The sequence below is a fragment of the Arthrobacter sp. SLBN-112 genome (assembly GCF_006715225.1).
GTDB lineage: Bacteria > Actinomycetota > Actinomycetes > Actinomycetales > Micrococcaceae > Arthrobacter.
This window is the reverse complement of sequence record NZ_VFMU01000001.1, coordinates 1,267,424-1,285,854: the sequence shown is the minus strand read 5'-3', so window position 1 is coordinate 1,285,854 and position 18,431 is coordinate 1,267,424. Positions and strand designations below refer to the sequence as shown.

General features: G+C 67.1%; 18 protein-coding genes. 8 read left to right on the top strand and 10 right to left on the bottom strand.

Annotated elements, in window-relative coordinates:
• Positions 1 to 178 precede the first annotated feature (178 nt).
• From FBY33_RS06050 to FBY33_RS06030, 4 genes are all read left to right on the top strand, one after another.
• Positions 179 to 1,588, top strand: coding sequence for an amidase (locus tag FBY33_RS06050; RefSeq protein ID WP_142029747.1), 1,410 nt, complete (start codon positions 179 to 181; stop codon positions 1,586 to 1,588).
• Between the two features lie 154 nt (positions 1,589 to 1,742).
• Positions 1,743 to 1,967, top strand: a complete 225-nt coding sequence (locus FBY33_RS06045) for a hypothetical protein (RefSeq protein ID WP_142029746.1) — start codon at positions 1,743 to 1,745, stop codon at positions 1,965 to 1,967.
• Between the two features lie 595 nt (positions 1,968 to 2,562).
• The gene (locus FBY33_RS06035; RefSeq protein WP_142029745.1) at positions 2,563 to 3,036 is read left to right on the top strand and encodes a LapA family protein; all 474 of its coding nucleotides are present in this window, start codon (positions 2,563 to 2,565) and stop codon (positions 3,034 to 3,036) included.
• A gap of 44 nt (positions 3,037 to 3,080) precedes the next feature.
• Positions 3,081 to 3,659 (top strand): dihydrofolate reductase family protein, encoded by a 579-nt coding sequence (locus tag FBY33_RS06030; protein WP_142029744.1) that lies wholly within the window; start codon positions 3,081 to 3,083, stop codon positions 3,657 to 3,659.
• 58 nt (positions 3,660 to 3,717) lie between these two features.
• On the opposite strand, the gene FBY33_RS06025 is transcribed toward FBY33_RS06030, so the two are convergent.
• Genes FBY33_RS06025 through FBY33_RS06015 form a run of 3 tightly spaced genes read right to left on the bottom strand, consistent with a single transcriptional unit; the run spans position 3,718 to position 7,877 of the window.
• Positions 3,718 to 5,244 carry a carboxyl transferase domain-containing protein gene (locus FBY33_RS06025; RefSeq protein WP_142029743.1) on the bottom strand — a complete coding sequence of 509 codons (1,527 nt, stop codon included), beginning with the start codon at positions 5,242 to 5,244 and terminating at the stop codon, positions 3,718 to 3,720.
• A 1-nt stretch (position 5,245) separates the two neighbouring features.
• Positions 5,246 to 6,454 carry a CaiB/BaiF CoA transferase family protein gene (locus FBY33_RS06020; RefSeq protein WP_142029742.1) on the bottom strand — a complete coding sequence of 403 codons (1,209 nt, stop codon included), beginning with the start codon at positions 6,452 to 6,454 and terminating at the stop codon, positions 5,246 to 5,248.
• Between the two features lie 55 nt (positions 6,455 to 6,509).
• Positions 6,510 to 7,877 carry an SLC13 family permease gene (locus FBY33_RS06015; RefSeq protein ID WP_142029741.1) on the bottom strand — a complete coding sequence of 456 codons (1,368 nt, stop codon included), beginning with the start codon at positions 7,875 to 7,877 and terminating at the stop codon, positions 6,510 to 6,512.
• A 134-nt stretch (positions 7,878 to 8,011) separates the two neighbouring features.
• Here FBY33_RS06015 and FBY33_RS06010 point away from each other — a divergent pair, with 134 nt between their 5' ends.
• A complete protein-coding gene (locus FBY33_RS06010) occupies positions 8,012 to 8,710 on the top strand; it encodes a FadR/GntR family transcriptional regulator (protein WP_142029740.1) in 699 nt (232 codons plus the stop codon).
• A 259-nt stretch (positions 8,711 to 8,969) separates the two neighbouring features.
• Here the strand turns inward: FBY33_RS06010 and FBY33_RS06005 are convergent, their stop codons facing one another.
• Positions 8,970 to 9,419: a DUF4190 domain-containing protein gene (locus tag FBY33_RS06005; RefSeq protein WP_142029739.1), complete on the bottom strand. Its 450-nt coding sequence runs from the start codon at positions 9,417 to 9,419 to the stop codon at positions 8,970 to 8,972.
• A gap of 34 nt (positions 9,420 to 9,453) precedes the next feature.
• Positions 9,454 to 10,050 carry a LysE/ArgO family amino acid transporter gene (locus FBY33_RS06000; protein WP_235010466.1) on the bottom strand — a complete coding sequence of 199 codons (597 nt, stop codon included), beginning with the start codon at positions 10,048 to 10,050 and terminating at the stop codon, positions 9,454 to 9,456.
• A gap of 70 nt (positions 10,051 to 10,120) precedes the next feature.
• On the opposite strand from FBY33_RS06000, the gene FBY33_RS05995 reads away from it, so the two are divergent.
• A complete protein-coding gene (locus FBY33_RS05995; protein WP_142029738.1) occupies positions 10,121 to 11,047 on the top strand; it encodes a LysR family transcriptional regulator ArgP in 927 nt (308 codons plus the stop codon).
• On the opposite strand, the gene FBY33_RS05990 is transcribed toward FBY33_RS05995, so the two are convergent.
• Entirely contained in the window at positions 11,007 to 11,951 is a 945-nt protein-coding gene (locus FBY33_RS05990; protein ID WP_142029737.1) for a nuclease-related domain-containing protein, read from the bottom strand. The genes FBY33_RS05995 and FBY33_RS05990 overlap by 41 nt on opposite strands.
• A 238-nt stretch (positions 11,952 to 12,189) precedes the next feature.
• Here FBY33_RS05990 and pgm point away from each other — a divergent pair, with 238 nt between their 5' ends.
• Complete coding sequence (gene pgm / locus FBY33_RS05985) at positions 12,190 to 13,854, top strand: phosphoglucomutase (alpha-D-glucose-1,6-bisphosphate-dependent) (RefSeq protein ID WP_142029736.1); 1,665 nt, start codon at positions 12,190 to 12,192, stop codon at positions 13,852 to 13,854.
• On the opposite strand, the gene FBY33_RS05980 is transcribed toward pgm, so the two are convergent.
• Both FBY33_RS05980 and FBY33_RS05975 read right to left on the bottom strand, forming a co-directional pair.
• A complete protein-coding gene (locus FBY33_RS05980) occupies positions 13,851 to 14,360 on the bottom strand; it encodes a 2'-5' RNA ligase family protein (protein ID WP_142029735.1) in 510 nt (169 codons plus the stop codon). The genes pgm and FBY33_RS05980 overlap by 4 nt on opposite strands.
• Positions 14,361 to 14,464: 104 nt before the next feature.
• The gene (locus FBY33_RS05975) at positions 14,465 to 15,070 is read right to left on the bottom strand and encodes a malonic semialdehyde reductase (protein ID WP_142029734.1); all 606 of its coding nucleotides are present in this window, start codon (positions 15,068 to 15,070) and stop codon (positions 14,465 to 14,467) included.
• Positions 15,071 to 15,269: 199 nt separating this feature from the next.
• Between FBY33_RS05975 and FBY33_RS05970 the strand changes: the two genes are divergently transcribed.
• On the top strand, positions 15,270 to 16,622 hold the full coding sequence (locus FBY33_RS05970; RefSeq protein WP_142029733.1) for a uracil-xanthine permease family protein: 1,353 nt from the start codon (positions 15,270 to 15,272) through the stop codon (positions 16,620 to 16,622).
• Here the strand turns inward: FBY33_RS05970 and FBY33_RS05965 are convergent.
• Together FBY33_RS05965 and FBY33_RS05960 are read right to left on the bottom strand one after the other, a co-directional pair.
• A complete protein-coding gene (locus FBY33_RS05965) occupies positions 16,619 to 17,545 on the bottom strand; it encodes an SGNH/GDSL hydrolase family protein (protein WP_142029732.1) in 927 nt (308 codons plus the stop codon). The two genes, FBY33_RS05970 and FBY33_RS05965, sit on opposite strands and share 4 nt — an antisense overlap.
• Positions 17,542 to 18,426 carry a GAF domain-containing protein gene (locus FBY33_RS05960; protein ID WP_142029731.1) on the bottom strand — a complete coding sequence of 295 codons (885 nt, stop codon included), beginning with the start codon at positions 18,424 to 18,426 and terminating at the stop codon, positions 17,542 to 17,544. Before FBY33_RS05960 ends, FBY33_RS05965 begins: the two co-directional genes overlap by 4 nt.
• Positions 18,427 to 18,431: the final 5 nt, after the last annotated feature.

The window sequence follows — 18,431 nt, the reverse complement described above, 5'->3', positions numbered from 1 at the left end:
CTTTCGCCCCCTTCCGCCTCCTTACGCCAGGAACAGCTGCGTCAAAAGCTGCGGGTTAGGCTGGTGAAGCCCAAGGAGGTTTCCATGTCCCAGCAGCCCGCCGCCGTCCATGCATGCCCGGTCTTTCCGCATCCGGACACGGATCGGTACGCCGGAGCCCACATGGAATCCCGGTTCCGTGGCTGAACTCCATGAGCTCTCCGCGCTGGCCCTGCGGGACCTCCTAAGGAATGGAACAGTGTCCGCCACGGATGCCGCCGCCCATTTCCTGGCCCGGATCGATCGGCAGAATCCCCTTCTCGGCGCCTTCATCACCGTGACTGCGGAACAGGCCATGGAGCAGGCGCGGGTGGCCGATGCCCTGCATGCCCGCGCCGACAGCGGCGACCTTCCTCCGCTCCACGGCATGCCGCTTGCCTTCAAGGACCTGACCGATGTGGCCGGTGTGGTGACCACGCACGGCAGCGCCGCCCTCGACCACAAACCTGCCCCCACGGACGCTCCGCTGGTCTCCCTCTTCAAGGAGGCCGGCGTGGTTTCGCTGGGCAAGACGCAGGTGCCTGAATTCGGGCTGACGGCGTACAGCGAAAACCGCGTGGCGCCGCCGTCGCGCAATCCGCATGCACCCAGCCGGAGTTCGGGAGGTTCCTCCGGCGGCAGTGCCGCCGCCGTGGCGGCGGGCCTGCTGCCTTTCGCCCCGGGGACCGACGGCGGCGGCTCAGTGCGCATCCCGGCAGCCGCCTGCGGTCTGGTGGGCCTCAAGCCGGGCCGGGGACTGGTGGCAGCCGGGGAAAGTGCCGGCGATCCTGCGCGGCTGGTGGTGCCGGGCCCTCTCGCCCGCAACGCCGAGGACGCAGCACTGATGATGGACGTCCTGGCACCGGGAAACCAGTACCTTCGGGCAGTGCAAGAAGGGAAGCCGCCACGGCTGCGGATCGGCGTCACGCTGGACAGCCCGTGGTCCGCCACGTTCCCCTTTACGCCGGAACAGGAGGCCCTGGACGCGCTCCAAGCCGGCGAAGCCCTCCTGGAACACGCGGGCCACAGCCTGGGTGACGCTGCCATCCGCTACGACAACCGCTACCCGGATGCCTTCACCACAGCCTGGACCGCCGGCGTCGGCGCGGCCCGGATCACCCCGTCGCGTGAAGCGTTGCTGGCACCCCTGACCCGGACCTTTAGGCGCCGCGCCCAGCAGCGCAGCCCCGCCAAACTCGCCGAGGCCCTGGCATTCCTGCGGCAGTTCCAGCACGACACCCTGGTGCAGTATGGGCAGTGGGACCTGATGCTGATGCCCGCCCTGGCGCAGACGCCACGGCCGGTGGGGTGGTTCACCGGCACTGCGCACGGCAGTGAGCGCTGGCCGTCGGCCCAGTGGCCCGGGGATGCCGACGGCGACTACCGGAAACAGTGCGAATTCGCCCCGTGGTCCTCGATGGTGAATGTGTGCGGCCTGCCGGCCATCACCCTTCCCGTGCACTGGACCGGCGGCGCCCCCGGCAGCGGACTACCCATGGGAATCCAACTCGTGGGCCGCATGGGCTCCGAAGCCCTCCTCCTGCAGGTTGCGCACCAGTTGGGCTGCTAGAGGGACGGGGGCCCGGTGCACTTGTTGGTCCCAAGACGTTGTTGACCTGTTCCTAACGTCTGCTTAATCCACTGGTAACCCCGGTGGAGCACACTGGAAAAGCACCTTTCAGCGCCCTCCATTCGCCCTCCACCCGATGAGGAGTTGCCCCACCATGAACGTTGAACACCCTGCCCCAAGCATCGAAACCACCATGACGGCAGACGACGGACGTCCGGACATGAGCAACTCGAACGTCAGGGAAGACCTGGCAATGACAGGCCGGTGCGCACTGGTCCACCTCCCTACGGGCCGGACCTGCCTCCTCCCCCTGCGGCATCCCGGGCCCTGCGAGTTCCACCGCCCGCAGGAGGCCCAGGACATGGTGGACGGCGGCTGACAGACCGGAAAGGATCCCCGGCTGACGTTTTGGGGAGGCCGTGGCGCCCTGCCTGCTGCAGTGCCCTGCATGCCGCGGCGCCCTTCCGGACTTCGCTTGCGTATCGACTCCGCCGCCATTCAGGAGGACGATTAAAGGGCAGTCACCATGAGGAGGTCTGTGATGTGCTACGCATCGAGCAAGGACTTCGGGTGGGGCGCCAGGAAAGAAACCAAGCGCCGGCCCGAAGCGGAAACGGAAACCCCTGCGGAAACTCCGGAGAAGCCGGCCAAGGAACAGGAATTTACGTTCTGGGCCTTCCCCAGCTGGCACAGGACATCTGCGTCCAGCACCCCCTCCGGCGAACGGAGCAGGGAGAGGGTCTGATACCGGGGCCCGAATGACACGGGCAAAATTGACCCGCACAACCGGCCCGGGCAGGTGCCAAAGGAGGGGTTCTCATGTGAGGACCCCTTCGTCATGAAAGCGGCCCTGGCTGTCCAATCCCGGACGGCCAATTGACGGCAGGCCGCTGTACCGTTCGTTGTGCCACAGCAACGCGGACGGCTATGGTTGCACAATAAGCATGCTTAGCATTCTGCGAAAGGGGACGAACATGAGCGCAGGACAGTACACGCCAGGACCGGACCGCCGGCCTGAACCGGACGTCAACACCACGCCATCGAACGCTGCCCAGCCGGCAGGAGACCGGGCAGCAAGCTACAGCGGCGCCCCGTCCTACGCACCGGATGTGCCGGGAACTGGAGGAACAACGGGAACATCCGGCACCGCAACGGCCCCCGGGCCCGCTGCCGGCGGCACTGCCGATCGCAAGGTCACCCGCGCCGGAGTCATCTGGGCAGCGGTGGTTGCTGCCTTAGTGCTGCTCATCCTGCTGATCGTCTTCATCCTGCAGAACCAGGAACAGGCCTTGGTGAAATTCCTGGGCTTCGAGGGCGCAGTCCCGCTGGGCATGGCACTGTTCATCGCAGCCGTGACAGGCGGGGTGCTGGTAGCCGTAGCGGGCGGCGCGCGAATCCTGCAGCTCCGTTCCAACGCCCACAGGGCAAGGGCCCGGCAGCGGAAGTAGGTTAGCCGGCTCGCGCCAGGGCCCCTTAGGAAAGGCTGACCACGATGGGCAAGGTCATCGTGATGAACCACGTGACGCTCGACGGCGTCATGCAGGGACCAGGCCGGCCTGACGAAGATCCACGGGGTGGATTCACCGGCGGGTGGGCGGTTCCGTATGCCGACGAGGCAATAGTCCAGAAGATGGGCGAACGGATGGGTGCCCACCATGCCTTCCTCTTCGGGCGGCGCACATACATGCAGCTCCTGGAGTCCTGGAACGCCCAGGGAGGCCCCTTCAAGGAAGCCTTGAACAGCACGCCCAAATATGTCGCCTCCGGGGACCCCGACCTGAAGCTTGAATGGCCGAATTCAACCCTCCTTCACGGTGATGTTCCCGCGGCGGTGAAGGAACTCCGTGAAACCTCCCCGGCGAACCTCGTGATCATGGGCAGCGGAGTGCTGATCCGCGCGCTCATGGCAGCCGATCAAATCGACGAGTACCTGCTCATGATCCATCCCCTGGTACTGGGCAGCGGCCAACAGCTCTTCGCCGGCGGCATCAAAACACCGCTGAGGCTCCTCGAAGCCAACTCCACTGCCACTGGCGTCCTCATGGCCGTGTACATACCGGACCGGCTGTAGGAGACGCCGGGAACACAGCTCCGGCGTCTCCGGGCTTGGCACTAATAAGCGCCCACCGTCAGCTGCCGCCGAGGCTTGCGAACTTCCGGGCCCTGGCAACCACGAGTTCCGGCACCGGAATGCCCGCCACCGAGCCGAGTTCATACTCAATGGCCCGGGCCATCCGGGTGCAGAATTCGCGCGGCTCCAGCGAAGCATCATCACGCTCATCCACTATGTGGTCCACCAGGCCGTGCCCATACAGCGCGGCGACGTTTACTCCCTGCGCCTGGGCCATGGCCGGGGCGAACCCGGTGGTCCGGTGCACAATGGCACTGGCACCCTCGGGAGGCAGCGGCGAGAGCCAGCTGTGCTGGGCAGCAATAGTCCTGTCCGCGGGCAGCAGCGCAAGCGCTCCCCCGCCGGCGCCCTGGCCAAGCAGCACGGAAACCGACGGCGATTCCAGGCCGATCAGCTCATGCAGGGAGCGGGCAATTTCCCCGGCAAGTCCGCCCTCCTCCGCCTCCTGCGACAACGCGGCCCCGGCGGTGTCAATGACGGTGAGCAGCGGCAGCCGCAGTTCCTCCGCCAGCTTCATGCCGCGGCGCGCCTCACGCAGTGAACCCGGCCCCATTCCGGCGGCGTCCTTCCGCAGCGGGCGGGCGTGGCCCAGCACGATGCACGACTGGGTGCCAAAGCGCGCCAGCGCCAGGAGCAACCCGGGGTCCTTCTCCCCCTGCCCGGTCCCGTTCAGGGGAAGGGCGTCCGTGGCGCCGAACTTCAGCAGCTGGCGCAGGTCCGGCCGCCGCGGCCGGCGGGAAATCCCGATGGACGTCCAGGCATCCACGTCGGCCGGCCGCACCGACAGCGTGGACGGCAAGGGCACCGATGCTACAGAGCCGGCGGCTGCTGCTGCCGCGGGCTTCAGGATGTCCAGCGCCCGCCCCACCAGGTCGGCCAGGTCGCCCGGTTCCACCACGCCGTCGATGAGCCCCTTGTTGAAGAGGTTTTCCGCTACCTGCACATTCTCCGGGAACGCCTCCCCGTACAGCGCCTCATAAACCCGGGGACCAAGGAATCCCAGCAGTGCTCCCGGCTCCGCAACGTTGATATGCCCCAACGAACCCCAGGATGCCATGACACCGCCTGTGGTGGGATGCCGCAGGTAGACGAGGTACGGCAGGCCGGCCTGGCGGTGCGCCCGGACGGCGCCGGTGATCTTCACCATGGACAGGAAAGCGAGCGTCCCTTCCTGCATCCGGGTTCCCCCGGAGGCGGGTCCGGCCAGCAGGGGCAGCCCCTCGGCGGTGGCACGTTCGACGGCGGCGACGATCCGTTGTGCCGCGGCGTGGCCGATGGAACCGGCCAGGAAGGAGAATTCGCTGACGATCAGGGCCACGCGGCGGCCGCGGATAAGGCCGGCACCGGTGATCACCGACTCATCGGCGCCGCTGCGTTCGCGCGCCTTGGCCAGGTCCTGGGCGTACTCCTCGGACACTTCCGGCTGTTCCGGTTCCGCGTCCCAGGAGACGAACGACCCCGCATCCACCACGGCCTCCAGGAGTTCGGTTGCGTTCAGGTGCCGCACCTTTTCCTTCACCGGCATGCTATTTCGCCCCGGCCGTTGCAGAAGCCAGGCCCAGCCACTCGCGGATCGCCGGCCCGTCCTCGTCCAGCAGCGGCGGTGCATCGTGCTCCGTCAGGGTGGTCTCAGCCGCATCCCCGGGGGCGAAAAACCGCAGCGGCGGACCCGGCAGGCTCACCTTTCCGAGCAGCGGGTGATCCACATCCACCACGAGCCCCTGGGACGCCACCTGTTCCCAGGCGTACACCTCATCAAGCGAGCGGACCTTCCCTGCCGGGATCCCGGCGTCGTTCAGTTTTTCCAGCAGTTCCACCGCACCGTAGCTGGCGAAGGCGCGTTCGACGGCGGCAATCACCCCTGCGCGGTTCCGCACCCTTTCGGCGTTGCTGGCAAAGCCGGGGGCGGCCGGGTCCAGGCCGAAGGCCGATGCAAATGACTGCCACAGCTTCTCGCTGCCCACGCTGATCTGCACGCTCCCGTCCTTGCAGTTGAACAGGCCGTAGGGTGCGATCGAAGGGTGGTGGTTGCCCTGGGCCTGCGGAACCTCGCCGGCAACCGTTGTCCTGGTGCCCTGGAACGCATGGACTCCGATCAGCGACGCCAGCAGCGAGGTGCGCACCACCTTGCCCTGGCCGGTCCGCTCACGTTCAACCAGCGCGGCCAGCACACCGAAGGCGCCGTTCATGCCGGAGAGCAGGTCGGCAATCGGGACACCGACGCGTTGGGGATCGTCAGGGCCGGACCCAGTGAGGGACATGAGGCCCGCCTCGCCCTGCAGGATCTGGTCGTAGCCGCTGCGCTGGGACTCGGGCCCGTCGTGGCCAAAGCCCGTGATGGACAGGATCACCAGCCGGGGGTTGAGCTCATGCATGGCTGCGGTGGAGAAGCCCAGCCGGTCCATGACCCCGGGGCGGAAGTTCTCGACCACCACGTCCGCCCGCTCCAGCAGCCCGCGGAGCACCGCCTGGCCGTCGCCGCTCTTCAGGTCCAGGCTGATGGACTCCTTGTTGCGGTTGCAGGACATGAAGTAGGTGGACTGGAGGTCGTCTTCGGGGCCGACGAAGGGCGGCCCCCACCCGCGGGTGTCGTCACCGGTCCCCGGGTTTTCCACCTTGATGACGCGGGCGCCGAGGTCCGCCAGCATCATGCCTGCGTGGGGTCCGGCCAGTGCGCGGCTGAGGTCGACGACGGTGTGCCCGGCCAGCGGGCCTTGGCGGTTTTCGGTGCTCATGGTCTGGGTTACCTTTCTGGAACGGGTGGCGGAACGCCGGCGGGTGCAGCTGTGGCTAGAGCCAGCCGGGCACTACCAGCGCCAGCCATGCCAGGACGGGGCCGGCCACGATGACGATGCCGCTGTAGCCCAGGATCCGCTTGTAGAACTGGTCCTTGTCCACGCTTTCCGGGGCGTTGGCCAGGACCAGGGCACCGTTGGTGGAGAACGGTGAGACGTCCACGATGGTGGCGGACACCGCCAGTGCGCAGATGACGCCGACGGCACCGATCTCGCCGGTGGAGAGGAACGGAACGGCCAAGGGGATGAGGGCGGCCAGGATGGCGGTGGAGGAGGCAAAAGCGGATACGACGGCGCCGATGAAGCAGATGAGGAGGGCTGCCAGCAGCGGCATGCCCATGCCGGCCACGCCATTGGAGACGAATTCGATGGTGCCGGCTTCCTCCAGCACGCCTACGAAGGTCAGCATGCCGCAGATCAGCAGCACAGTGGACCAGCTGATCTTGTTGATGGCGCCCTTCTGGGCCGCGGGTGACACCAGGGCCAGCACGATGGCGATGGTGATGGACACGAAGCCGACGTCCATCTTGAAGCCAAGTGCCACGACGGCCAGGGCGATCAGGCCGGCGATAGTGACCAGCTGGGGAATCCGCTCCTTGCGTTCCCTGGTGGCTGCGACGCCGTCGCCCGCGGGGTCCCGGGGACCGTACATGCCGGAGCCGAACCCCTTGAAGGGGACATCCGTGCCGGCCTTGGCACCAACGCTGACGGCCATCCTGGCCTCAGCCGCCTGCTCCACGAAGTGGCCCACCTTGGAGGACAGGAGGTTCCGCCCGCCCAGGACCACGAAGAGCACCAGGGCAATGACCAGGTTGAAAATGAAGCTCGAGAGGAAGAGCGCGGTGGGGCTGAAGGCAAGGTCGGTCTTGGCCAGGATGCCGTTGACGGTGACGCCGTAGACGGCAATGGGCGAAAAACCGCCCGCCTGCGCCCCGTGGATCACCATCATGCCCATCAGCAGCGGGCTGATCTTGTACTTACCGGCGAAGCTCAGTGCGATGGGGGCGATGATGGCGACGGCGGCGGGAGACAGTGCACCCACGGCCGTAATGACGGCGGTGATCGCGAACATGACCCACGGGATGAGGGCAACGCGGCTGCCCACCAGACGGACGGCGCCGCGGACCAGCAGGTCAATGGTGCCGTTGTTCTGCGCGATGGCGAACAGGTACGTGACACCGACAATCGTGAGGAAGAGGCCGCCCGGGAAGTTGGCCAGGATCTCGTTGGTGGACATGCCCAGCACCACGGCGCCAAGCAGGAACGCGCCCACGAAGGCGAGCGCGCCCATGTTGAGGGGCAGGACGGTAGCGAGCAGGAACATCGCCGCGAGGATGATGATCGATAAGACAGGAGCGGACATCGTTGGTCCTCCGTTGGGGGAAAGAAGAATGTGACGTGAGTTACTGGCTCACTGGACTAGCCTCTTAGACAGTGAGTCTATCTGTCAATAGAACCAGGAGGTATTCTGTTCCGTACGACCCAAGGGAGGGCTTTGTGGAGAAGACAGCACGGCTGGGCCTGGAACGCGTCACACGGCCACGGCTGTATGAGCAGCTGGTGGAGCAGATCCTCACCTACATCGAGTCGGCCCAGCTTCGCCCCGGGGATCTCCTGCCGGCGGAACGCGACCTTGCCGAACGGCTGGGGGTCTCCCGCGCAACACTCGCACAGGCCCTGGTGGCCTTGGAGGTCCTTGGCGTCATAGACGTCCAGCACGGCACCGGCGCGGTCCTGGCCCGGCGGCCCAGCGTCGCATCGGTCATCAAGGGCCTGCGCGAGCACCAGAGCCGGCTGCCGGAGATCGTGGAAGCGCGCAGCACCCTGGAAGTAAAGCTTGCCGCCCTCGCCGCGGAACGCCGGACCGATCAGGACCTCGCCGCCATCGATAACGCCTTGGACATCATGGCAAAGGAAATCAACGACGGCGACCGCGGCACCCACGGCGACGAACTGTTCCACCAGGCCATCACCGCGGCGGCACACTCCTCTGTCCTGGCACAGTTGATGGCCTTCATTGCCGAGATGATCCTGGAAACCCGGATGGAGTCCCTGGGCCAGCCCGGCCGGCCGGAGCAGTCCTTGGCTTCGCACCGGAAAATCGCCGATGCCGTCCGCGTCCAGGATCCGGAGGCGGCCGCGAGTGCCATGCTGGCGCACATCGAGCTTGTCTCGGACGTGGAACTGCTCCGCTAGGCGCCCCCATACCACTCCCGCTGGAGGCAACTCCCCGCCTTATGGACCAGTCCCCCTGTAATACGCAGGGGAATAGTCCATCCGGAGGGGACTTTTGTGCACGGGTCCAGGCCTGACGCTCTGGCTATCGATTCGACGTCGTCATCCACGTGCCGGCCGTGGCGGCCGTGAAGGGATAAGGCACGACGGCGGTCCGCGCCTGGGTGCCCGTGTCGCAGAGGTGCCCGGGCCGCCGTCGCCGCTTCCTTGGGCGGGCAGGCTAGAAAGTGCCGGTATTCGAACCGACGGTGCCGGCGACGGCCAGGCCGATGATGAGCAGGAGCCAGATGGCTCCGTAGCCCAGCAGGCACAGGTAGCCCAGCACCAGGCCGGTGATGGACATTCCTCTGCCGGAGGGTTCGCGCCGGAGGGCCAGATGGCCGGTGATGATGGCGGCAAACTGCGGAAGCAGCAGCCAGCCCATGAGGACCGACGCAATGCCGCAGACCATGCTCGCGATGCTCAGGGTCTTCGCTTCCACCGGCCGGCCGTAGTAGGACTGCTGGCCAAAGTACTGAGGCTGGCTGTACTGGCCTTGGTTGTGCTGCGGCTGGCCATAGCTGGACCCCGGCCCAGGCTGGGACTGCCCATATTGGGGCGGGGGCTGGTAGCTGGGCCACGGCGAACCGTCACGCTGGTAGTCAGGTCCCTGGGATGGCTGGTTACTCATGGTTTCTCCCCTGTGAATCTGGCTCCAGCCTACTTCAGTGCAGGACCAGGCGGACCGCCAGGATCAGCATCAGCACGCCGATGGCGGCATCAATCCAGCGCCAGGTGCGGGTGCTGCTCAGCACCCCCGCCAGCGCCCTTGCCCCATACCCCAAGGCGGAGAACCACACCACACTTCCGGTGACCGCGCCTGCTGCAAAGATCCACCGCAGGTCGGGGCCCTGCTGGTTGGCAAGGCTGCCCACCAGCACCACGGTGTCCAGGTAGACATGCGGGTTCAGGAAGGTCAGGGCCGCCGTGGTGGCAATCACCGAATTCTTCGACCTGGGCGCCTGTTCAGCCAGGGCCGAGGGTTTCGCCGCTGCCATGAAGGACCGTACCGCGAACCACAGAAGGTAGGCCGCTCCGGCCCAGCGCAGCACTTCCAGGGCCTCGGGGAACCGGGTGACCAGGGCCCCGATGCCCGCCGTGCCGCCCACGATCAGCACGGCGTCGCCGGCCATGCAGACAGCAACCACCGCCCCGACGTGCTCCCGCCGGATGCCCTGGCGGAGCACGAAGGCATTCTGGGCCCCAATCGCCACGATCAGCGCCATCCCGGTGAGCATTCCCGTTATCCCTGCAGTCCACATAGCTATGACGGTAGGTTTTCCTCTTACTGTAGGCAAATAAAGGATTGTGTGGAGTCATTAGAATATCTTCATGAACCTGGAGCATCTGAAAGCCTTGGTGGCTGTTATTGACGAAGGAACGTTTGAGGCAGCCGCGGACCTGCTTCGGATCACGCCCTCCGCGGTAAGCCAGCGGATCAAGGCCCTCGAAGCTTCGGTAGGCCAGGTGCTGGTGCGCAGGAGGTTGCCCTGCACTGCCACCGATGCCGGCGCGCTGCTGCTGCGGATGGCCCGCCAGGTCCAGGTGCTGGAGGCGGAGACGTCGGCGGCGCTGGGCTCCGGCAGCGCCGCCCGGGCGCACCTGCCGGTGGCCGTCAACGCGGACTCGCTGGCCACCTGGTTTGTCCCCGTCCTGCACCAGGCCGCCGGATGGGAGGACTCTGCCCTCGATCTCCATGTTGAGGACCAGGGCTACAGCAGCCAACTGCTGCGCGAGGGCGAGGTCATGGGCGCGGTGACGTCGGATCCCGTCCCGGTCAGCGGATGCAGGGTGGAACTGTTGGGCTCCATGCGGTACGTCCCGGTAGCCACTCCGGCGCTTCGCCGCCGGTTCTCCGCCTCCGGGGGCGTGGACTGGGCCGCAATGCCCGTCCTGAAATTCAACACGAAGGACAACCTGCAGCAGCAGCTGCTCACCGGAAAGCCCCTGCGGAAGCCCCCTCCCACGCACACCGTCCCTTCGTCCCAGGGGTTCCTCGCGGCGGTCAAAGCCGGCCTGGGCTGGGGAATGATTCCGGAACTCCAGCTGACGGATGAGCTGGAATCCGGCGCCTTGGTCCGGCTCGAGGATGCCGAACACCAGGATGTGGCACTCTATTGGCAGGCCTGGACCCTCGATTCAGACCGGCTCAACCGGATGACCGCTGCAGTCCGCACGGCAGCCAAAGGGCGGCTGCTGCCGGGCGATGCTGCCGAGGCTAACGGCCCAAGTAGGGCAGGATATAGACGGCAAAAATGACGAAGGCTGCCAGCAGGGCAAGCTTCCCTCCGCTGGTACCGCCATGCTGCTGGGCCTTGCCGTTCCGTCCGCGGTGTGCCGATCCTGCCGACGCCCCTGCCCGCGTTCCCGCCCTCTGCCGTGTGGGTTGCCCTGGCTTCGTTCCTCCCGGAGGAAGGGCACGGCCCGCGGGGTGCCGCGCCGCGCTTTGGCTCCGGCCCGCCCCCTCCCCGGATCCGGAATCCTCCCGCGGACGTGCCGCAGGGCCGGCGGGCGGCAATGCTCCTGCGGGACGCACCACGGTACCCGGCCGCACGCTGCGCAGGGCCGTGATGCCAGGCTCCTGCTCATGGGTGAGCTGCTGGCCCAGATGCGCGTACAGGCCCACGACAGTTTGCTGGTCGAGCACGGCCGGCAGCGACTCGATGGCGCCGACTACCCGCTGCGAACCCGCAACGGCAACATCAGAGTCCGTCACCCCGAAAAGATCAGGCTGCGCGGACATGCAGATGAGTGGCCGCACCAACCGGCGGTGCGGCGGAGCCAGGACCGAGGCCACGGCAGCACACTGGGCCAGGGCGCCTTCCACGGCCTGGGTGCGCGCAAACCGACCCTGCCACAGCACCCCGGACGCCACCCGCACTTCGCCGGTCCAGTTCTTTGAATCGACCACCACCACACCGCCGGGGCCCACCAGGACGTGGTCGAGGTTCGCTTTGGGCCGCCCCGGCCAGTGGACGTCGTGGAGCACGTACCAACCACGCGGGACCAGTTCACTGAGCTTCTCGGCCACCACCCGCTCGCCTACCGCGCCGGCGTCCCACGCCTTCGTGGAACGCTCCGCCTGGTCGAGCTGGTGCTTCAGCCTCGCAACGCGCTCGGCAGCCAGCCTGGACTGCTCCGCTGCCCCGTCTCCTGCCCCCATTGGACGTCCCCGTTTCCTTGCCGGACGGACCACGGCGGCGGCCCGCCGTCGTCCGTTTCATTCGGTTGTTTTCCTGGAATTTTTTGAAAGGTAGCAGGGCGCCGAAGGCCCGGTATATAGGTACTTTCCGGCCGGGTACTCAGGTGGACTACTTGGTTGATGGCGTCATGGCGTGTCACAGGGTCCGGATTTTGGGCGGGTCGTTTGGACTCCTGCCAGCTTCTGGCATGCTGGAGCCATGGCTAGCCGCGCGGGCACAGTTGCCCAACCCCAGGACCTTGTTGACATCACTGCGCTCCTTGACGCGTATTACGACATTGCGCCGGACCTGGGTGATCCCGGCCAGCGCGTGGTGTTTGGCACCTCGGGGCACCGGGGATCCAGCCTCAAGGCGTCGTTTAACGAACAGCACATCGTGGCCATCACCCAGGCAATCGTGGAATACCGGGCCGCGCAGGGCGTCACCGGCCCCCTGTTCCTGGCCAAGGACACCCACGCACTGAGCGAGCCCGCACAGAATTCCGCCCTGGAGGTGCTCGCCGCCAACGGCGTCCAGGTCCTCGTTGACGCGAGGCACGGCTACACCCCCACCCCGGCTTTGAGCCACGCCATCCTGACCTACAACCGGAAGGCGGCGCCCGGAGCCCCGCAGGCCGACGGCATCGTGGTGACCCCCAGCCACAACCCGCCCGGCGACGGCGGCTTCAAGTACAACCCCCCACACGGCGGCCCGGCGGACTCGGACGCCACCGGGTGGATCGCCAACCGGGCCAACGAACTCCTGGAAAACGGCCTGCGCGGCGTGAAGCGGATCCCGCTGGCTGACGCCCAGGCCGCGGACACCACCGGCAAGTTCGACTTCCTGAGCAGCTATGTGGACGACCTTCCGTCCGTCCTGAACCTGGACGCCATCCGCAACGCCGGTGTCCGGATCGGAGCCGACCCCATGGGCGGCGCGTCCGTGGACTACTGGGGCGAAATCGGTGAGCGCCACCACCTGGACCTCACCGTGGTGAATCCGACCGTGGACCCGCAGTGGGCCTTCATGACCCTGGACTGGGACGAGAAGATCCGCATGGACTGCTCCTCGCCGTCGGCCATGGCCTCGCTGATCCAGCGGATGTCCGACGCCGCAGCCTCCGGCCAGCCCGCCTTCGATGTGGCCACCGGCAACGACGCCGACGCTGACCGCCACGGCATTGTCACCCCGGACGGCGGGCTGATGAACCCCAACCACTACCTTGCCGTCGCCATCGACTACCTCTACCGCAACCGCAGCGGCTGGAACCCTGCCTCGGTGATCGGCAAGACCCTGGTGTCCTCCTCAATCATCGACCGTGTGGCCGAGAGCCTGGGCCGCAAGCTTGTTGAGGTTCCTGTTGGCTTCAAGTGGTTCGTGCCCGGCCTGCTCTCCGGTGAAGGCGCGTTCGGCGGCGAGGAATCCGCGGGTGCCTCCTTCAATAAGCTGGACGGCAGCGTCTGGACCACGGACAAGGACGGCATCCTGCTGGCACTGCTGGCCTCGGAGATCACGGCGGTCACCGGCAACTCCCCGTCCCAGCTGTACAAGGGACTGACGGACCAGTTCGGCGCCCCCGTCTACGCCCGGATCGACGCCGCCGCCACCCGGGAGCAGAAGGCCGCACTTGGCAAGCTGTCGCCGTCGGATGTCACGGCAACGGAACTGGCCGGCGAGACGATCACCGCCAAGCTCACCGAGGCACCCGGCAACGGCGCGGCCATCGGCGGCCTGAAGGTGGTCACCGAGAACGCCTGGTTCGCGGCCCGCCCCTCCGGAACCGAGGATGTGTACAAGATTTACGCCGAGTCCTTCAAGGGCGAAGAGCACCTGAAGCAGGTGCAGGCGGAGGCCAAGGCACTGGTGGACAGCGTCATCGCCTAGCCCCGCTCCCGGAGATCTTGGCTCCACAGCCGGAGGACACGCCTGGTGGTGTGGTCCCCGCCGGGAGCCATGTCCACCAGGGCGACGCGGTCAAGCACGACGGCGTCCCCTGGGTGGAGGCGCTTGCTGCCGTGGTGTGAAACATGGGCCCGGTAGCCCGCGCGCGTGTGCGCCGGTGTCAGAATCCTGCCGCCGAGGGCGCCGACTGCCTCGACGAGGTGCTCGTGCAGCCTTTGGAGGTCCGGTTGCGGCTTGATGAGGTTGACCGGGACGGAGCCGTTGCGCCCGAACCCCGCTTCCTCCCCCACCACCAGCGGGGTCCCAAGGGCTGCTTCGGCATGCGGCGCAGCGAGCCCGGCGATGCTGTCGGCGGCATCGGCACCATCTGTGGTGGCGGCGTCGAACCTCACCAGGGTGATGTGCAGCGGCCACTCCGTCCGCGGAAAAACCTGGCCGGCAGCAGCCGGTTCCACGAAGGCCACAAAGATGAGGTTCCGCACGGGCATACGCCCAGTCTCCCACCCGCCGGCTTTAAGCACAGATGCTCCATCACTTATGGTTCCCATTCAGGCGAATAGGGACCGTAAGTGATGGAGCATCAGGGGAAGCGTTAGACGGTGCGGACAGCCTCATCGTAGGAGAACTTGGGCTTTGCCTCGCCCCAGGCGCCCTCGGCCGGCTGGCCGATGTTGACTACCAGGAAGCTCTTCTGGTCGCCGGCCGGGAAGAAGGCGGCATCGATCGCGGCGAAGTCAGCGCCGGTCATGGGGCCGGCGGCGAAACCGAGCGAGCGGACGGCCAGGATGAAGTAGCCGGCCTGCAGGTGGGCGTTGTTGTTGCCCGTGGCGGCGGCGAGTGACGGGTCGGCGTCGTACATGGCCTTGGGGGCGTTGTAGCCGGGAAGGAATTCGTCCCACTTTCCGGCCCAGTCGGTGTCGTAGCTGAGGATGGCCACGAGCGGAGCCGAGGCCGTCTTGGCCTGGTTGCCGCGGGACAGTGCGTCCACCAGGGTGGCGCGGGCCTCGGGCGAGCGGACGTAGGTGACGCGCAGCGGCTGGGAGTTGAACGCGGTGGGACCGAACTTGGTGAGTTCGTAGATGGCCTGGGCCTGTTCCTCAGTCACCTCGCCGGTAAAGGAGTTGGCGGTGCGGGCCTGGGCGAAGACGGCGTCCACGGCTGCCGAATCGATAACCGCTTCTTCGTGGGCAATGGTCATTGGCTTACCTTTCGCTGCGCCGCCCGCCTGCCGGGGTGGCCTCTGATGCTTTCCATAGTTGCAACTTCAACTGCTTTCCCCCTCTTCCCGTGACGCCGGGTGACCTTGGCCACAGCCGCCCGGCGCAAATACTTGGCGGTATTCTGGAGCGAGTTATTCTTTGCCCCCTCGCGGCACCCCCTGAAAGGCATTCCTTCCCATGAGCATGCTCGGAATCAAATGGAAGCTGCACGGCACCGGCAAAACAATCAAGCCCGGGCAGGTGGTGGCCCCGGATGAGCGGTTGGCGTGGCCCCTGACTATTGGCGTGGGCATGCAGCACGTGGTGGCCATGTTCGGCGCCACCTTCCTGGTGCCCATCATTACCGGGATGCCGCCGGCCACCACGCTGTTTTTCTCGGGGATCGGGACGCTGCTGTTCCTGGTAATCACCAAGGGCCGGGTGCCCAGCTACCTGGGCTCGAGCTTTGCGTTCATCGCCCCCATCACCGCATCGCAGGCGCAGTTCGGCATCCCCGGCGCCCTGGGCGGCGTAGTGCTGGCCGGCGCCACCCTGGCCCTGGTGGGTGCGGTGGTGCAGAAGTTCGGCGCGGGCTGGATCAACCGGCTGATGCCGCCCATCGTCACCGGGGCGATCGTGGCCCTGATCGGCCTGAACCTGGCCCCCGCCGCCAAGCAGAATTTCGACGCCGCCCCGATCACCGCCCTCATCACACTGGTCACCATCATCCTGGTCAGCGTCCTGTTCCGCGGGATCCTGGGCCGGCTCAGCATCCTGGTGGGCGTGGTGGTGGGCTACCTGGTGGCCATGCTCCGCGGCGAAGTGAAGTACGACAAGATGGACGCCGCAGCCTGGGTAGGCCTGCCACATTTCCAGACCCCGGAGTTCCACATCGGCGTCCTGGGCCTGTTTGTCCCGGTGGTCCTGGTGCTCGTGGCAGAGAACATCGGCCACGTGAAGTCCGTTGCCGCCATGACCGGGCAGAACCTCGACGGCGTCTCCGGGCGCGCTCTGATGGCCGACGGCGCCGCCACGGTCCTGGCCGGCCTGGGCGGCGGGTCCGGCACCACCACGTATGCGGAGAACATCGGCGTCATGGCAGCCACCAAGGTGTATTCGACGGCGGCCTACTGGGTGGCGGGCATGTTCGCCATCCTGCTCAGCTTCTCGCCGAAGTTCGGCGAGCTGATCGCCACCGTCCCGGCAGGCGTGCTGGGCGGTGCAGCCACCATGCTGTACGGCATGATCGGCATCCTGGGCGTGAAGATCTGGGTACAGAACAAGGTGAACTTCTCCAACCCGGTCAACCTGACCACTGCCGCGGTGGCCCTGATCATCGGCATCGCGGACTACACCTGGACCATCGGCGACCTGAAGTTCACGGGCATTGCCCTGGGTTCGGCTGCCGCCCTGGTGATCTACCACGGCATGAAGGCCATCGCGAAGGCACGCGGAACGGTGGCCGAACCCGAAACGGAGCAGGGCGTACTGCCGCCCGCGGCCAAGGCCGCCATGAAGGCCGCGGCGAAGCGTTCCCCCAGGAAGCGCTAAGCCGCGCTGCCGGTTCCCAATTCCGGGTCCGTTCCAGGCACCACATAGGTGGCGCCGGGCACGGACGTCCCGACGGCCGGATGGCCGGGCGGGAAGGGCCCGGGACGGCCCAGGCCGAACACCGGGCCCGGCAGCGGCCGCTTCGCTGCCAGTCCATTCATCTGGTGGGGCCGCATCTGTTTCAGCACCCACGGTACGAAGTACTGCTTCGCCCAGACCAGGTCTTCGGCCCGGGCCTGCGTCCACCCGTGGACGGGAAGTGGCCGGGGCTGGGACGGCTTGAGCGTGTGCGGTACGCCCAGGGCGGTGAGGGTGGCCACGGCCACCGAGTGGTGGCCCAGCGGGGACAGGTGCAGCCGGTCCGGATCCCACATCAGCGCATGCTGCAGCTCCGGGAGGCACCAGAGGTCAACCATGATGGCGTGGTGCCGGGCCCCGATCCTGTGGAGATGCTCGTTGTAGATCGCCACACGGCCGCGGACCTTGCCGAACACCGGAGTGTTCCCCCAGTCCGGACCGGCATACAGCAGCACTGTGGCGCCCGTGGCAGCCAGGATCCCCACGGCCTCGTCAATCTTTTCCGCCAGTTTGTCCGGGTCGCCGTGGCGGAACACGATGTCGTTGCCACCGCCGGACATGGCAATCAGGTCGGGCTTCAGCTCCAGGGCCTGTTCCAGCTGCCCGTCGAGGATCTGCCGCAGCAGCATGCCGCGGATGGCCAGGTTGGCATAGGCGAAGTCCGGTTGGCTGTCGGCCAGTTCCTCCGCCACCCGGTCAGCCCAGCCCCGAAGCCCGCCCAGGCTGTGCGGTTCAGGGTCGCCAATTCCCTCCGTGTAGGAGTCCCCCAGGGCAACGAACCGGTGCCAGGGGTGCCGGTCCGCTCCGTCCGCGATGGAGCGCAGTTCCTGTTTCTCGATGGTCATGCCGTCCTCCCTTCCGCAGCGGGCGGGGGTTCCTTCCCCGCCGCAGCGTCCTTGCGGGGCGACGTTCCGGTTGGAAAGTCCCGCCCCGCCGACGACGGCCGCGGCAGCTCCGCCACGCCGTCGTACGTTTCCTGCCGCAGCCCCGAAGGCTGCCCGGCCCCTGGGCCCATCCCCGTGGGGGCCACAACGTTCAATGCCGCGTCCCGGAGATCCAGTTCATGGTGCAGCGCCTGCGTCTGCAGGAACCGCAGCGCGCCCTCCCGGGTGAGTCCGTATTCGTTCATCAGGCTGCGCACAGCGAGGTCCACCAGGACCAGGGAGCTTTGGACGACGGCGAGGCCCGCCGTCGCTTCCGCGCGCTCGGCCACCCGGACCACAACACGCAGGGCACGCGCCACCTCACGGGCATAGCTTTGGCTGAGTACCAGGTCATCGCTGGTGAAGGTATGGGGGGACGGCGCGTAAAGGTTGATGCCGGCACTGCTCCCGCCTTCGGTGAGGATGGGGACAGAGAGCAGGGACTGCACGCCGTGGCCGGCGGCGGCGCTGGAATACCCGGGCCAGCGGCGGTCCCGGCTCAGGTCCGACACCAGGACGAACTCCCCGGTCCGCATGGCTTCCATGACCGGCCCATCGGCGAACGAGCATTGTTCGCGGTCCGCCTCAAGTGCCTGCTCAGTGCTGGCCGCGAGGGTGTGAGCCTTGCCCAGGCGGAAGAGGGTGGCCGCCCAGCTGATGCTGCGGCGCTCACCTTTGATGCCCGCCATGAAATCGCGGGTCACATCCCGGAGGTAGTCTTCAACGTCCTTGCTGTCGAAAACCGGCTCCGGGGTAACTGGAAGCGGTCCCCAGCCAACCTGCCCCATGGGTTCAGCGGCCATGCTTC

What these genes read in the sequence shown, in the direction of transcription:
- FBY33_RS06045 (WP_142029746.1), top strand. Translation starts at nt 1,743, where the DNA reads ATGAACGTTGAACACCCTGCCCCAAGCATCGAAACCACCATGACGGCA.
- FBY33_RS06035 (WP_142029745.1), top strand. Translation starts at nt 2,563, where the DNA reads ATGAGCGCAGGACAGTACACGCCAGGACCGGACCGCCGGCCTGAACCG.
- FBY33_RS06030 (WP_142029744.1), top strand. Translation starts at nt 3,081, where the DNA reads ATGGGCAAGGTCATCGTGATGAACCACGTGACGCTCGACGGCGTCATG.
- FBY33_RS06025 (WP_142029743.1), bottom strand. Translation starts at nt 5,244, where the DNA reads ATGCCGGTGAAGGAAAAGGTGCGGCACCTGAACGCAACCGAACTCCTG.
- FBY33_RS06020 (WP_142029742.1), bottom strand. Translation starts at nt 6,454, where the DNA reads ATGAGCACCGAAAACCGCCAAGGCCCGCTGGCCGGGCACACCGTCGTC.
- FBY33_RS06015 (WP_142029741.1), bottom strand. Translation starts at nt 7,877, where the DNA reads ATGTCCGCTCCTGTCTTATCGATCATCATCCTCGCGGCGATGTTCCTG.
- FBY33_RS06005 (WP_142029739.1), bottom strand. Translation starts at nt 9,419, where the DNA reads ATGAGTAACCAGCCATCCCAGGGACCTGACTACCAGCGTGACGGTTCG.
- FBY33_RS06000 (WP_235010466.1), bottom strand. Translation starts at nt 10,050, where the DNA reads ATGTGGACTGCAGGGATAACGGGAATGCTCACCGGGATGGCGCTGATC.
- FBY33_RS05995 (WP_142029738.1), top strand. Translation starts at nt 10,121, where the DNA reads ATGAACCTGGAGCATCTGAAAGCCTTGGTGGCTGTTATTGACGAAGGA.
- FBY33_RS05990 (WP_142029737.1), bottom strand. Translation starts at nt 11,951, where the DNA reads ATGGGGGCAGGAGACGGGGCAGCGGAGCAGTCCAGGCTGGCTGCCGAG.
- pgm (WP_142029736.1), top strand. Translation starts at nt 12,190, where the DNA reads ATGGCTAGCCGCGCGGGCACAGTTGCCCAACCCCAGGACCTTGTTGAC.
- FBY33_RS05980 (WP_142029735.1), bottom strand. Translation starts at nt 14,360, where the DNA reads ATGCCCGTGCGGAACCTCATCTTTGTGGCCTTCGTGGAACCGGCTGCT.
- FBY33_RS05975 (WP_142029734.1), bottom strand. Translation starts at nt 15,070, where the DNA reads ATGACCATTGCCCACGAAGAAGCGGTTATCGATTCGGCAGCCGTGGAC.
- FBY33_RS05970 (WP_142029733.1), top strand. Translation starts at nt 15,270, where the DNA reads ATGAGCATGCTCGGAATCAAATGGAAGCTGCACGGCACCGGCAAAACA.
- FBY33_RS05965 (WP_142029732.1), bottom strand. Translation starts at nt 17,545, where the DNA reads ATGACCATCGAGAAACAGGAACTGCGCTCCATCGCGGACGGAGCGGAC.
- FBY33_RS05960 (WP_142029731.1), bottom strand. Translation starts at nt 18,426, where the DNA reads ATGGCCGCTGAACCCATGGGGCAGGTTGGCTGGGGACCGCTTCCAGTT.